The organism is Winogradskyella costae, assembly GCF_013403865.1.
GTDB classification, from domain to species: Bacteria; Bacteroidota; Bacteroidia; order Flavobacteriales; family Flavobacteriaceae; genus Winogradskyella; species Winogradskyella costae.
Map to the genome: position 1 here is coordinate 1,684,668 of NZ_JABFDK010000001.1, position 14,180 is coordinate 1,698,847.

Below are 14,180 nucleotides of genomic sequence, written 5' to 3' on the forward strand. Positions count from 1 at the left end.
GTCCAATCTTAAAAATTTAAATAAATTCTATGGATTCTACAGTAGCTAGTACTGGTACAGAAGAAAAAACTTGGGGAGGTGGCAATGAGCCACTAAAAGCAAGTTACGGAAAAATGATGATGTGGTTTTTCATTGTATCTGATGCATTAACATTTTCAGGTTTTTTGGCCGCTTATGGTTTTTCGAGATTTAAGTTTATAAACGAATGGCCTATAGCGGATGAAGTGTTTACACACGTACCGTTTTTACATGGTCAGGAATTGCCAATGATATATGTGGCAATTATGACGTTTATACTTATTATGTCATCGGTAACAATGGTATTGGCAGTGGATGCTGGTCATCACATGAATAAAGCCAAAGTGACGATTTATATGTTCTTAACCATTATTGGTGGTGCTATATTCGTTGGTTCTCAGGCTTGGGAATGGGCAACATTTATACAAGGCGATTATGGTGCTGTACAAACTAAAGGTGGAAACATTTTACAGTTTGGTGAGTATGTAACTGTTGATGGTGTAGAGAAATTTAAACGCGTATCTATAGAAGACTTAGCCGTAGTGCAAGCAAGTGATCGTGTTGATCATGAACGTAAAAATGGACTTTGGTTTGTTGACGAAGGTACATTGCCCCCATATACTGTTAATGAGATATATGAAGGTTTAGTTGCTAATGAAAATGTTTTAGTAAGAAACCAGTTTATAGACGAGAATGGTCATAAGACCGTTTTATCTAGAGCAGAGTCACTTAAACAGGTAAAAGAAAGAGGGAAGCTCGTTGTTAAAGGAGCTAATCTTCAGGTTAATGAATACGGTACCACATTATTTGCCGACTTCTTTTTCTTCATTACAGGTTTTCACGGTTTCCACGTATTATCTGGGGTTATAATAAATATTATTATATTTTTCAATGTAGTTCTTGGGACTTATGAACGACGCGGAAGTTATGAAATGGTAGAGAAAGTAGGTCTGTACTGGCACTTTGTCGATTTAGTATGGGTATTTGTATTCACATTCTTCTATCTAGTATAAAAAGAAACGAGCATATAAAATTTTTATCGCTCAATATAATAGTTAATAGCGAACAACATGTGTCTTTTATTACTGAATAAATAAAATCACATGATAATAAGATTAAATTATGGCACACGAACATAAATTAGAAATATTTAGAGGACGTTGGAAATTTAAATCTAACACACAAAAGATATGGGGAGTTTTAGCTTTTCTAACTTTTATTACCCTTGTAGAGGTAGTGTTAGGGATTTACAAACCAGATGCTTTTATGCATACTTGGATGGATCCCTTTGAAGGTGGTTTTTTCGCAACTATAGGTAATATTATTTTATCACCAATTGTTTACATGAAGCCTTTAAACCTAATATTTATTGTATTGACAATCATCAAGGCTTATTATATTGCATGGGATTTTATGCACCTACGCGATGAAACTGGTAGCTTTAGAAAAATGATCGTTTGGACGGGTGTTTTTCTAATATGCTATTTAATGTTTATCTTACTTCAAGAAGGTGGTTATGTCTTTAATGTTTATAATGGAAAAGACGCCTTAATTAAGCATGATTTTTAGATAGAAAACATACATTTACACGGCGTTAAAACAAAGTGTTAAATACAATTAAAAGGTGGTTTTTCTAAACCGCCTTTTCTATTTTTGTATATCAGTAATTTAAGCTAAATTATTGATAATTATTCCCATAAAAATATGGATTTTAGTTCTCGTAAAATGAAAATGGACAAAGTAAAGCGTTATACAGTTCTTGGGATATTATTTTTTTTACCTGTTGCCTTTTTATTAATGCTTTATCCTGCAAAGCATAATTACGATCCCTTAAATATTGTAAATAATAATGTTTCTGATATCGAAGGTTTTACTTCAGATAGAACTGATAGCATTGCTTTAAAGGGACATATTACAGTGTTAGGTTTTTTAGGAAAAAAACCGTTAGATAAAATGATTGCGGCTTCTAACCTTAAGGAGCTGGTTTATGATAAATTTAAAGGCTTCAAGAATTTTCAAATTGTCATCGTAGTTCCCGAAGGAACTGAAGAGGATATTAAAATTCTGAAGAAGGAAATCAATACCTACGAAGATTTAAAATATTGGCACTATGCCTTTGCTAGCGAAGGGGATATAAAAATGCTCTACAGTACTTTAAAATCCCAGCACAAGTTAAGTGACGACCTATCGGTGAGTGATGTATTTATTATAGATAAAGACTTAAGCCAACGAGGTAGGATAGATGGACGCGATGAGAAAGAGGTTGAAGATAAAAAGCCAGCCTTTAGCGTATATTCTTACAATAGTATTGAGGTCGCAGAAATAAAGAATATGATGAGTGATGATGTTCGTATATTATTTACAGAATACCGACAAAAAAGAGAAGGAAAATTTGAGGATTCTGAGACAAGAAGAAACAGAGAATTAAAACAAGATAATGAGTAAAAAAACAAGTTATTCGTATGTTGGAATTGCATTTATAATTCTAGTATTTGGTATTATATTCATTCCTAAAATCATTGATCGTGTTAGCGATGGTGATATTATAAGAGACGAAAGCCGTAGTAAAGATGTTTCGACTTCTAATTCAATTGAAAAGAATGCGAAGCAGAACAAAAGTGATTTGGTCTATTTAGAAATTAATGGAGAATCTAAAAAAGTACCAGCCTTTAGTTTTAAAAATCAAGATGGTGTTACAATTACAAATCAAGATTATTTAGGGAAAGTATATGTTGTTGAGTTTTTCTTTACCACATGTCCAACCATTTGCCCAATTATGAGTAGAAATTTAGTGGGAGTTCAAAATCAATTTGATGGATTTGAGAATTTTGGAATCGCTTCATTTACCATTTCTCCAGAGATAGATACTCCAGAGGTTTTAAAAGCGTATGCAGAGAAGTATAACGTAACAAACCCTAACTGGAATTTTCTAACAGGTGATGAGGTTGAAATATATAAGTTAGCCAATGAAGGGTTTAATTTGTATACAGCTAAAGACGATAGCGTAGAAGGTGGTTTTGAACATTCAGGAAACTTTGCATTAATTGATAAAGAAGGTTACATAAGGTCTAGAAAAGATGATTTTGGAAATCCAAAGATTTTTTATAATGGATTAATTTCTGAAGTAGATGGTGTTGATGAAGATGGAATTGCTCAGGAAATAACGATTTTAAAAGAAGATATTTCTAAATTATTAAAGGAATAATTATGGAAACTGTTAATCAGGTTAAAGCTAAGAAGTATAATAAATGGATTATTATTTTATCAATAATTATTCCGATTGTAGTAGCTGTTTTATCACGCGTTAAATTACAAGATTTAGGTTTTGATGTGCAACCTTTAACGTTTTTACCTCCAATTTATGCCACAATAAATGGATTTACCGCTGTATTATTGATATTTGCTTTTATTGCAATTAAGAGAAAAAACATTGTACTTCATGAAAACTTAATGACAACGTCTGTTTGGACTTCTGTTATTTTTCTTGTGATGTATGTGGCTTATCACATGACTTCTGATTCTACACCATTTGGTGGTGAAGGTGCAATTAAGTTTATCTACTACTTTATTCTCATTACGCACATTGTATTATCCATCGTTATTATTCCGTTTGTATTGATTACTTATGTACGAGGAATCACTAATGATAGAGATCGTCATAGAAAAATAGCCAGAATTACATTTCCAATGTGGCTGTATGTTGCTATTACAGGAGTTATTGTTTATATTATGATTTCACCTTATTATATATAACTATGGTGCGCAAGATTTTATTAGTTATTATTGCTCTATCGTTTTTTCTAAAAACAAATGCACAATGTGCTATGTGTAGAGCTGTTTTAGAAAGTGGCGAAGACCAAAATATGGCAGAAGGTATTAATGATGGTATCGTTTTCTTAATGGCTGTACCTTATATTTTAGTTGGTGTTATTGGTTTTATTATTTATAGAAAATACAGTAAACCAAATAAAGCAGAAAATACAAATTAAAATTTGTAACATTTCTTTCGGTCAGTAGTCTTATGAATAGACTAAGATAAAGTCAGTTAATTCATTAGGTTTAGGAATTTAACTAAACTATTAATCTTGTTCAAAGATTAAATAATTAAGTATACTCATAGTATGCTGATCAATATTTTTTTAAATTTAGTGTAACACTTCATGTATTACATAGACCAATAAGCATCATGAAAAAACCAATCATAATAATATTGCTTCTTTTTGGGGTTTTAGCGCAAGGGCAAAATAAAAAATGGACACTAAAAGAGTGTGTAGAATATGCCTTAGAAAATAATATTTCTGTTAAACAAAGTGAGTTGGATTTACAACTTGCAGATGTTGATAAACTTACGGCTAAGGGCAATTTTTTACCATCAATAAGTGCAAGCGGTGGAGTCTCAGAAAATACAGGTTTAAGTTTTAATCCAGTAACGAATAATGCGCAAACAACCACCTTTTTATCTGTTACGGGTAGAATTAATATGGGGTACACATTATTTGATGGCCTTAGAAACTTTAGACAATTACAACGTGCAGATATCTCTAAAATAGCAAGTCAGTATCGTTTAGATAAAATGAAAGACGATATTTCTCTGTTTGTAGCTAATAACTATCTACAAGTGATATTAAATAAGGCCAATCTCGAGGTTTTTAAGTCTCAAAATGAAGTTACGAGAGCACAAATACAAAGAACTCAAGAACTAGTAGACGCCGGTTCTTTACCAAGAGGTGATCTTTTAGAGATAAAAGCAACTGATGCCAGTGAACAGCAATCTATTATAAATGCAGAGAATAGTATTCAGATTTCATTAATTAGTCTAGCACAATTATTATTAATCAAGGATTACGAAAATTTCGATATTGAAGATGACGGTTACGATATTGTAGATGATGGCATTTCGGGTAAAAATGTTACAGAAATAGTGTCAAAAGCTAAAGAGACACGTTCTGAAATTAAAATTGCAGAGCAAAATGTAGAATTAGCAAAAAAAGATTTACAGATTTCTAAAAGTGCTAATTACCCAACGCTATCGGCTTTCTTTGGTTATGATACAAGATATACAGATGCGACATCTTTTATTCAACAATTAGATAGTGATAATCCAATAATTACGCAACAAATAGGTACGGTTGAAGGTACAGGTCAAGCTGTGGTTGGTCAGATTCCCAACACTAGTACAGTGGTGCTTGGTGCCGATCCTTTTGTAGATCAATTGTATCAAAACGATGGTATTTCTTATGGCTTACAATTAAATATTCCTATTTTAAATGGGTTTATAACTAAAGGAAACATTCAAAGAAGTAAAATTAGCTTAGAGCGTTCTAAATTTCAATTAGAGCAAGCGGAATTAGATTTAGAATCTACAGTATACCAAGCTTATGTTGATGCCAAAGGCGCTTTAAAATCTTACGAAGCAGCAAAATTAGCTGTAGAATCCCAAGAATTAGCTTACGATTATGCTAAAGAACGTTACGATGTTGGTTTAACCAATGCTTTCGATTTTAGCCAATCTAAACTTAGATTTGACAATGCTAATATCGAATTAAATCGTGCTAAGTACGATTACATATTTAAGTTAAAGGTTCTCGAATTGTACTTCGGAATTCCTGCAACTGAACTAAAGTTTTAATTATGAGCAAAAGAGTAAAAATTATCGTCGGACTTTTCATTGTAGGACTACTAATCGTAGTTGCAGGATCTAAAATGGGCTGGTTTGGAGAAAAAGGTGATTTTAAAGAAGTTACGATTAAAGAAGTAACTTTGAAAGATATTGTTGAAACAGTATCTGCTACAGGGAAAATTCAACCAGAAGTAGAAGTTAAAATATCTTCAGAAGTATCTGGTGAAATTTTAGAATTACCATTCAAAGAGGGGCAAGAAGTCAATAAAGGTGATTTATTGGTGCGTGTAAATCCAGATTTAATTCAATCTGCGGTAAGTAGAACACAGGCATCTTATCAAAATGTAAGAGCAGGTTTAGAACAAGCAGAAGCCAATTTAAAACAAGCCAAAGCTGATTATGAGCGAAATGAAACCCTTTTTAATAAAGGTGTTATTTCTAAATCAGAATGGGATCGTTCTATTGCAACGTACGAAACTGCAGTTGCAGGTAAAAGTTCTGCATATTACAGTGTACAGAGTGCTGCGGCAACAGTAAATGAAGCTAAAGACAATTTGAGTAGAACAACAATTTATTCGCCAATGACAGGAACCATTTCTCTCTTAAGTGTAGAATTGGGTGAGCGTGTGGTTGGAACACAACAAATGGCTGGTACGCCAATTTTGAGTGTGGCTAACCTAAAGAATATGGAGGTTGAAGTCGATGTAAATGAAAATGACATTGTAAAAGTGAACATTGGAGATTCTACAATTGTTGAAGTTGATGCTTATTTAAAGAAAAAATTTAAAGGAGTTGTTACGGCTATAGCTAATTCTGCTGCGGGTACTTTAGCGGCAGACCAAGTGACTAATTTTAAAGTTAAAGTTAGAATAATAGAAGCATCTTATAAAGATTTAACAGAAGGAAAGCCTGAAACGTATTCACCTTTTAGACCAGGAATGACTGCCACTGTAGATATCATTACAAAAACTAGAAAAGATGCCATTTCGGTGCCTATTAGTGCTATTGTGATCAAAACAGATACAAGTTCAACAAAAAAATCATACGAAAAAACAACAACGATAGACACAGGGGATTATAATACTGAAGAGCAAAAATTTGAATGTGTGTTTGTAAACGAGAATGGCAAAGCCAAATTGAGAGTTGTTAAAACAGGTATTCAAGATGATACTAACATTGAGATTACTTCAGGACTGACTAAAGAAGATGAAATTATTGTAGGGCCATATATCATGGTTTCTAAAAATTTGAACCCGGGAGATTTAATTCAAGTACAAAATAAAAGTTCTGTAGAGGCTTCTGACTCTAAAAGCTAGGACTAAAAAAACACCAAATAACCGATGGCATTAGTGCTAAATATAGAAACAGCAACTACAAATTGTTCAGTCTCTCTATCTAAGGATGGAGAGACTTTAGTTTTAAAAGAAGATAATAGTTTAGGGTTTTCACATGCCGAAACATTACATCTTTTTATTGATGAAGTGTTTAAGAGTTCAAAAATAAAACCTTCTGAAATTGACGCAGTAGCAGTTAGTAAAGGCCCGGGCTCGTACACGGGCTTACGTATAGGTGTATCTTCCGCAAAAGGATTGTGTTTCGCATTGAATAAACCATTAATTGCAATTTCAACTTTAGAAAGTTTAGCACATCAAGTTACCATTTCGGATGGCTTCATTGTTCCGATGTTAGATGCTAGACGTATGGAGGTGTATTCGGCCATCTATAATTCAAACTTTGAATTGCATAGAGAAATACAAGCTGAAATCCTCACGGAAGAGAGTTTTAGAACGCTTCTTAAAGATCATAAAATTTATTTTGTAGGAAATGGTGTAGAAAAGACTAAAAGCTTAATTGAACATCCTAATGCTGTATTTGTAGATGGAAAATTGCCTTCAGCAAATGAGATGGGGTTTTTAGCAGAACAAAAGCACAAAAAAAGCGACACCGTAGATGTCGCTTATTTTGAACCTTATTATTTAAAGGATTTTGTAGCTTTAAAAAAGAAAGTTTAACCTTTCTTTTGTATTTCGACTTGATGTGGATATGGAATATCAATTCCAGCAGCATCTAAAGCTTCTTTAGTTTGCTCAATAACATCAAAGTTAACAGTCCAATAATCTTCCTTTTTAACCCAAACTCTTGTGAAGAAATTGATAGAACTATCTCCTAGCTCTGAAACATTAATCGCAGGTGCTGGATCTTTGAGAATTAAGTCGTGCTTATTAATTACACTCATAATTGTTTCTTTGGTAAATTTAATATCAGAATCATAACCCACGCCAAATGTAAAATTAACACGACGTATTGGTTCCGTAGAAAAATTTACAATATTCCCATTAGACAAGCTTCCATTTGGAATTATTATTTCTTTATTATCTGGAGTCGTTAATTTAGTAGTAAAAATTTCGATTTCTTTAACTGTTCCAGATTCGCCCTGAGCTTCTATAAAATCTCCTATTCTAATAGGCTTAAAAATCATAATTAAAACTCCTCCAGCAAAGTTAGCTAAAGAACCTTGTAACGCTAAACCAATGGCTAAACCGGCAGCAGCAATAATCGCAGCAAAGGATGTTGTTTCAACACCCACTGTGCTTAATACAACAATGATGAGAAGAATTTTTAAAATCCAATTAATAAGGTTTAATAAGAACTTTTTTAAGCTTACGTCATAATCGCCTTTATTCATTGCTTTGGTAGCCCCTTTTAAAAGCATTCTAATTGCCCAGCCACCAACAATCCATATAAGTATAGCTGCAATAACTTTTGGGCCAAACTCTATGATAAAATTGTAACCTTCGTCAATCCATTTTTGTGTATCCATATTTATTTAATTTATATTAGAAAAAATCGGCTAATTGCATGCCGAGTAATGCGTTTTTTTATTTCAAAAGATAAATTTCTTCTAAATTATGTTAGACTATAGTGCTAATGCGTGCTCTTAGGTCTTGCATAAATGTATTTAATAATTTTTTATGTTTTGAAGATTTATCTTATGAGTTGTTAAATGTATATCTTTATTAGGGTTCACTAATATTTCTGTTAATACTAACATCATTCAAATTCAATTTTTTAAGCTTTCTATTATTTAGATACCATTTTATTCAAATAGTCACTTAAAAATTGATAAAATTTAGCTTTGATTAACATTAGTTGTTATTTGATTTATTGTCACTATAGATAGAGGACAATACCGTAATCTTTTCATATTCTCAAAAGTATAGAATTGATTAAAAATAGAATAATAAAACAAATATAATAGCTGTTGAATGAGTTGATATGAAAGGTGTTGAGAAACTTTTATTTGAAAGAGCTTTTAGTCATTTCTAAAGTTAATCAATTTTTAATCATATAGAGCATCTGAAGTGGTGAATTACTCTAAAATATGTTTTTAACCTCTTATTAATACATATAACAGGGTTATTATTCAAAGAGATTACTTATTGCAAATGGAGCTATTAGAATAGGTCTTCGACGCGCGTAAACTCAATCTTTTGATGATAAAAAATAACCTGTAAAATCCGTTTTATAGGTTTCAACAGGTTATATTCTAAAGCTTAAGTCCCAAAAGCTTTTAATTCTACAATTATAAAGTATTCATGTACTCAAATAAAGTAATTAAATCTTCATGATCTTTAAAGTTAATTTTATTTTTCTTTATATAAGTTTTTAGCTTATCTGAATGATCAGGAAATGATTTTAAAAAATCTTTACGTTTTTGAGGTAATAAGGATATTTTATCATCTTGTTTATAATAATAAACATCATTGGCTCTTTTATATTCCGCAGGTTTGTCTTTAGCATAACTACTAACTGCTGGCTTTTTTTCGTGGAATTTTACGATTTCTTCTTGTAAAAGAGTTAAAGATTCAGTTTCTTTTAATACAACAAGAAAACCTTGTTTTGATATACCTTCTTTATTTATGTAATTATAAGTTTTGTAAGTTTTGCTATCTGAAGTAAATGTTATCGTCATGTCTTCAGAATTACTCAATGCAATCGTGTCGTTTTCGCGTTTAATCTGCATTTCACCTAAATTTGCATTATATCTTGCTTGGTAAAGACGGTCCCCAAATTTATCAAGTTTTACAAGTTCAAATGATTCCTTTATAAAAGGAGAACCTATAGCATTCGAGAATTTGGCGCTATTAAGTTGTCCAGCAGCTTGCATACGGTCTAAATCGCCTGCACGCATTCTCTCATTAGCGCTTACATTCTGTGCATAGCTTATTTCTGTGGTGCATAAGCTTAATAAAAATATAGGAATCAGAAGTTTAATACGTGTCATAATTTATTTAAAGATTTAATTTTTTAATTAATGTTAAAATTGATAATATTTCTATTGTAGGTTATAGTGTCTTCTCAAACATAAACCTGCTCAATATTATTATCGTTTTCTGAAATGCTTTATTGCAATGTTCCCTAACTTTTATAAGTTTAGAAAGATGCCATTGACTTTATAGAAAATAAAAATCTATTTTTTGTAAAAATCGATTTAGCGAAACTAATAAATTTTAATCATTTATAAAATTTCAAGGATAGATTTAACATTCGCAATATCTACTGTCGCAAGCGGATTTAAAAGCGTTTGACTTAATTTCACTTTGGAGAATTGGCCATTAATTAAAAAGAACATTTATTTTTTATAGATGGAAGATCAATAGGAGGTTATTTACCTCTTTTAAAACTTAATTTTTAAGGTCTGATTTTAACGTTCTCATATGTTATTGCTGAGGAATTTAAGCGCTATTCTTTTTGTTAAAAGAGCAAACTTAAATTCTTATTTTTAACAATTAAAAAGCAATTGTACGCCTTTATTGCCTTTATGTAACTATTATGGTAGGGTCAACGATATATCGGTTACTGATTATTCTATCTTTAGAATTTTCTAATTCTAAAGATAGAAATGCGTCAGTATTGTAGGGAGAGCCCTTTGCTAAAATAGGTTTTACTTCTATTTTATAATGAATTACGCTTTTGTTAAGAATAGGCTGCGGTTTAGCAAAAAGCTATACCACTGCGATATAAACTGTAGTAAAAGACAATTACGTTTGATTAATGCGTGCTGTAATTTAATGCTCTAACTCAGAGTTACAAATGGAGTCATTTATAACTTTAGATTTGAGAATAAATATCGTTTAACGTTAAAAACTATTAACCATTTATAGCATTTACACTAATAGAATTGTCATTCAGCATATCTTTTAGCATAGTCTCAATACCATTTTTAAGAGTGAAAGTTGATGATGGACAACCACTGCAAGCTCCTTGTAATAATACTTCAACTTTTTTGGTAGCTTCATCGTAAGATATAAATTCAATATTCCCTCCATCGCTTTCAACAGCTGGCTTAATGTACTCTTCAAGAATATTTATAATATTTTTTGAAATATCATCTAAAGCCTCAAATTTTTGTTCAATAGCTTCTTCTGTTTTTTTCAATTGCTTCGGAGCATCATCGTTTAAAATGGTTTTGCCATCTTCAACGTAAGATTTTAAAAACTCTCGCAATTGAAGAGTAATATCTTCCCATTCTATAATGTCAAACTTAGTAATGGAAATAAAGTTCTTTTCCATATATACATTCTTTACAAATGGAAATTGGAATAAAGCTGTTGCTAAAGGTGATGGCTTAGCGTCTTCAATAGAAGTAAACTCGTATAAATTTGGAACCAAAACTTTATTGCAAACAAACTTTAATACTCCCGGATTTGGTGTGCTTTCTGCGTATACTGTTACTGCAGCCTTAGGTTTTATAGCATCTTCACTTACTACAACATCATTTTTAGATAGATAATTTTCAATTTGTTGCGCAACTTCATTTTCTACATCTTTCCATTCAACGATATTATAACGTTCTATCGCTATAAAATTTGAAGCGATATATACTTTTTTAACAAATGGAAGATAAAATAATTGCTGAGCCAAAGGGGAATGTTTGGCATCATCTATATTGTTGAATTCAAAACTATTATGATTAGTTAGAAATCGATCAGCTTCAAATTTTTTAATTGCATCATTAGAAGTTGAGACTATGGAAATCTTAGTTTGTGACATCTTTTTTATTTGCAAAAGTATGAAATATCAAGATGAAACATCATCTAAAGGATGGATGTTTTATAACCATAAATAAAGTCAATTCATATATTTTGATTAAATTTCGTGATCAATAAAATTTACGCACAATTTTAAGTTTTCTCTTACTCAGTATATGCGTAATTGAATTGAACTATTTAATTATGAAAAAAACTCTATGTTTACTTACCTTATTCATTACTACAATTGGTTTTGCTCAGGATATCTCAATGCAAAACGGAACGTTTACACGTTGTGCACCAGATAAGTTTTTTGATTCTGGGGGAGAGTTTGGTACTTATGATACTGATGAAAATCTAGTAACGACTATATGTCCTCAAAATCTAGGTGAGTTTACCATTCTTGATTTTCAATCTTTCTTCACGCAAATCGGGGATGACCAAGATGTGATGAGAATTTATGATGGTGATAATAATACAACGGCACCATTAATAGGGACTTATGTTGGACCTGTTAATGCTTTCAGTGTTAGAGCTTCTGAAACGAATGCGTCTGGTTGCTTAACCATAGAGTTTATATCCAACGTTAATGGAACTAGTACGGGGTGGGAGGCTGATATTTTGTGTGCTACGGCTTGTCAGGATATTATAGCCTCTATAGATAGTACAATTCCTGCCACTAATAATGCCGGCGTTATAGGTATTCTGCCTGGAGAGTCAGTTGATTTTTCAGGAAGTGCAACTTTTTCATTAGATGACACAGGAGCCACATATGATTGGGATTTTGGAGATGGAAATGAAGCTTCTGGTGTTAATACTATTAATACTTTTGATGATCCGGGCACGTATATAGTTACTTTAACAGTTACCGATGCTAATCCGCAGGGATGTACAGCTATGGAGGTGATAACCGTTTTTGTTTTAGGACCTAATGTTGTGGTGAATCAAGATATCTTTACTGCGGAGGAATTAATTGAAGATGTTTTAGTTAATAGTCCATGTGCATCAGTATCTAATATTATTGCGGAAACAGGTATTACACATGATGCTTCTGAACCTAATGGTATCGGTTATTTTTTTAGCAATGGAACTGATTTTCCTTTTGAAGATGGCTTATTACTAACAAGTGGAGAGGCTAGTGATGTAGGTGGACCTAATAATATGACCTTAAGTGAAGGAACAGGTACTTGGCCTGGTGATGATAGCTTAGATTTAGCACTTGGTGTTGATTCTCATAATGCTACATTTATTCAATTCGATTTTATTCCTTTAGCAGATAGTATAAGTTTTGAGTTTTTAATGGCTTCTGAGGAGTATAATATGGGGAGTTTTGAATGTGATTATTCCGATGCTTTTGCTTTCCTATTAACAGACTCTTTTGGTAATGTTTCAAATTTAGCAGTTTTACCAAATTCTAATGAACCTATTTTGGTGACTAACATACATCCCGATAATGGGGCGTCGTGTGGAGGAATCAATGAGCGATACTTTGGCGGTTATACACCTGCTGGTCAACCACCAATAGCATTTGATGGTAGAACCCGTGTTTTTACGGCAAGCTCTGCCGTCGTTTCAGGAGAGACTTATACCATAAAATTGGTTATTGCAGATGATAGGGATAATCAATATGATTCAGGTGTTTTCATAAAAGCAGGTAGTTTCAATTTAGGTGGAAATTTAGGTGATGATAGGACTATTGAACGCGGGAACGCCCAATGCGATGGATCAGAGGTTCTTTTAGATACAAGACTTGATGCTGCAGCACATGTTTGGTATAAAGATGGAGTTGTTATACCAGGTGAAACATCATCGACTCTTAGTGTCACGGAGCCTGGAATCTATTTTGCTGATTTTGAATTAGAGAATATATGTTCTGGTTCTGCGGATTCAATTACAATAGAATTTAGAGATAGTCCAGTCGCTAATACGGTAATTGATTTAGTGGAGTGTAGCGACTCAGGAATAGAAGAATTTAATTTAGCAGTAAACGATCCTAATATATTAGGAAGCCAAGATCCAACAAACTTTTCAGTAAGTTATCACTTATCAGAACAAGATGCTATAGATAATTTGGGTGCATTACCTAGTGTTTATAGTAATGTTACTAGTCCTCAGATTATTTGGGCACGTATTGCAGAGGTTTCACAAACTTGTTTTTCTATAGCATCATTCTCAATAACAGCAGTGTCAGAACCTACAATCAATGCTGTTTCAGATTTAGAAACCTGTGATGGTGTGGATAATGACGGTTTTATGAGCTTTGATTTAAGCGCTCAGACATCAACGATTTTAGGATCGCAATCTCCAACAGATTTCACAGTAACATATCATTTAAATTTTGCAGATGCCGATTCAGGTGATAATGCTTTACCATCAGATTATACGAATACTTCAAATTCACAACCGATATTTGTTAGAGTATCGAGTGCAGGAGATTCTAGTTGTTACAATGCCTCAGCCACTGCATTATTTAATTTAGTTGTTAACACAAAAGCTTTAGCTACAGCGCC

Annotated in this window: 13 protein-coding genes; 10 read left to right on the forward strand and 3 right to left on the reverse strand. The window is 32.3% G+C overall.

Going from position 1 to position 14,180, the window contains the following annotated elements:
- The first annotated feature begins 29 nt into the window (after positions 1 to 29).
- The 9 genes from HM986_RS07140 to tsaB all read left to right on the forward strand — a co-directional run bounded on the left by HM986_RS07140 (position 30) and on the right by tsaB (position 7,650).
- The gene (locus HM986_RS07140) at positions 30 to 1,031 is read left to right on the forward strand and encodes a cytochrome c oxidase subunit 3 (RefSeq protein ID WP_179334343.1); all 1,002 of its coding nucleotides are present in this window, start codon (positions 30 to 32) and stop codon (positions 1,029 to 1,031) included.
- Positions 1,032 to 1,140: 109 nt separating this feature from the next.
- Positions 1,141 to 1,587 (forward strand): cytochrome C oxidase subunit IV family protein, encoded by a 447-nt coding sequence (locus HM986_RS07145; RefSeq protein ID WP_179334344.1) that lies wholly within the window; start codon positions 1,141 to 1,143, stop codon positions 1,585 to 1,587.
- Positions 1,588 to 1,722: 135 nt separating this feature from the next.
- The gene (locus tag HM986_RS07150) at positions 1,723 to 2,463 is read left to right on the forward strand and encodes a hypothetical protein (RefSeq protein ID WP_246288458.1); all 741 of its coding nucleotides are present in this window, start codon (positions 1,723 to 1,725) and stop codon (positions 2,461 to 2,463) included.
- The gene (locus tag HM986_RS07155; protein WP_179334345.1) at positions 2,456 to 3,223 is read left to right on the forward strand and encodes an SCO family protein; all 768 of its coding nucleotides are present in this window, start codon (positions 2,456 to 2,458) and stop codon (positions 3,221 to 3,223) included. Before HM986_RS07150 ends, HM986_RS07155 begins: the two co-directional genes overlap by 8 nt.
- Positions 3,224 to 3,225: 2 nt before the next feature.
- Positions 3,226 to 3,771: a DUF420 domain-containing protein gene (locus HM986_RS07160; RefSeq protein ID WP_179334346.1), complete on the forward strand. Its 546-nt coding sequence runs from the start codon at positions 3,226 to 3,228 to the stop codon at positions 3,769 to 3,771.
- A gap of 2 nt (positions 3,772 to 3,773) precedes the next feature.
- The gene (locus HM986_RS07165; RefSeq protein WP_179334347.1) at positions 3,774 to 4,007 is read left to right on the forward strand and encodes a hypothetical protein; all 234 of its coding nucleotides are present in this window, start codon (positions 3,774 to 3,776) and stop codon (positions 4,005 to 4,007) included.
- A 197-nt stretch (positions 4,008 to 4,204) separates the two neighbouring features.
- Positions 4,205 to 5,647 (forward strand): TolC family protein, encoded by a 1,443-nt coding sequence (locus HM986_RS07170; RefSeq protein ID WP_179334348.1) that lies wholly within the window; start codon positions 4,205 to 4,207, stop codon positions 5,645 to 5,647.
- Positions 5,648 to 5,649: 2 nt separating this feature from the next.
- Positions 5,650 to 6,954: an efflux RND transporter periplasmic adaptor subunit gene (locus HM986_RS07175; RefSeq protein WP_179334349.1), complete on the forward strand. Its 1,305-nt coding sequence runs from the start codon at positions 5,650 to 5,652 to the stop codon at positions 6,952 to 6,954.
- Positions 6,955 to 6,978: 24 nt separating this feature from the next.
- Positions 6,979 to 7,650, forward strand: a complete 672-nt coding sequence (gene tsaB / locus HM986_RS07180; RefSeq protein WP_179334350.1) for a tRNA (adenosine(37)-N6)-threonylcarbamoyltransferase complex dimerization subunit type 1 TsaB — start codon at positions 6,979 to 6,981, stop codon at positions 7,648 to 7,650.
- Here the strand turns inward: tsaB and HM986_RS07185 are convergent.
- The 3 genes from HM986_RS07185 to HM986_RS07195 all read right to left on the reverse strand — a co-directional run bounded on the left by HM986_RS07185 (position 7,647) and on the right by HM986_RS07195 (position 11,692).
- On the reverse strand, positions 7,647 to 8,459 hold the full coding sequence (locus HM986_RS07185) for a mechanosensitive ion channel family protein (RefSeq protein WP_179334351.1): 813 nt from the start codon (positions 8,457 to 8,459) through the stop codon (positions 7,647 to 7,649). The two genes, tsaB and HM986_RS07185, sit on opposite strands and share 4 nt — an antisense overlap.
- Positions 8,460 to 9,221: 762 nt before the next feature.
- Positions 9,222 to 9,923: a hypothetical protein gene (locus tag HM986_RS07190; protein ID WP_179334352.1), complete on the reverse strand. Its 702-nt coding sequence runs from the start codon at positions 9,921 to 9,923 to the stop codon at positions 9,222 to 9,224.
- Positions 9,924 to 10,789: 866 nt separating this feature from the next.
- Complete coding sequence (locus HM986_RS07195; protein WP_179334353.1) at positions 10,790 to 11,692, reverse strand: NifU family protein; 903 nt, start codon at positions 11,690 to 11,692, stop codon at positions 10,790 to 10,792.
- A gap of 182 nt (positions 11,693 to 11,874) precedes the next feature.
- Here HM986_RS07195 and HM986_RS07200 point away from each other — a divergent pair.
- The coding region (locus HM986_RS07200) for a choice-of-anchor L domain-containing protein (protein WP_246288459.1) at positions 11,875 to 14,180 on the forward strand (2,306 nt) is incomplete at its 3' end.

Coding starts and splice junctions, on each gene's coding strand:
- HM986_RS07140 (WP_179334343.1), top strand. CDS start 30: ATGGATTCTACAGTAGCTAGTACTGGTACAGAAGAAAAAACTTGGGGA.
- tsaB (WP_179334350.1), top strand. CDS start 6,979: ATGGCATTAGTGCTAAATATAGAAACAGCAACTACAAATTGTTCAGTC.
- HM986_RS07195 (WP_179334353.1), bottom strand. CDS start 11,692: ATGTCACAAACTAAGATTTCCATAGTCTCAACTTCTAATGATGCAATT.
- HM986_RS07170 (WP_179334348.1), top strand. CDS start 4,205: ATGAAAAAACCAATCATAATAATATTGCTTCTTTTTGGGGTTTTAGCG.
- HM986_RS07165 (WP_179334347.1), top strand. CDS start 3,774: ATGGTGCGCAAGATTTTATTAGTTATTATTGCTCTATCGTTTTTTCTA.
- HM986_RS07190 (WP_179334352.1), bottom strand. CDS start 9,923: ATGACACGTATTAAACTTCTGATTCCTATATTTTTATTAAGCTTATGC.
- HM986_RS07160 (WP_179334346.1), top strand. CDS start 3,226: ATGGAAACTGTTAATCAGGTTAAAGCTAAGAAGTATAATAAATGGATT.
- HM986_RS07145 (WP_179334344.1), top strand. CDS start 1,141: ATGGCACACGAACATAAATTAGAAATATTTAGAGGACGTTGGAAATTT.
- HM986_RS07175 (WP_179334349.1), top strand. CDS start 5,650: ATGAGCAAAAGAGTAAAAATTATCGTCGGACTTTTCATTGTAGGACTA.
- HM986_RS07150 (WP_246288458.1), top strand. CDS start 1,723: ATGGATTTTAGTTCTCGTAAAATGAAAATGGACAAAGTAAAGCGTTAT.
- HM986_RS07155 (WP_179334345.1), top strand. CDS start 2,456: ATGAGTAAAAAAACAAGTTATTCGTATGTTGGAATTGCATTTATAATT.
- HM986_RS07185 (WP_179334351.1), bottom strand. CDS start 8,459: ATGGATACACAAAAATGGATTGACGAAGGTTACAATTTTATCATAGAG.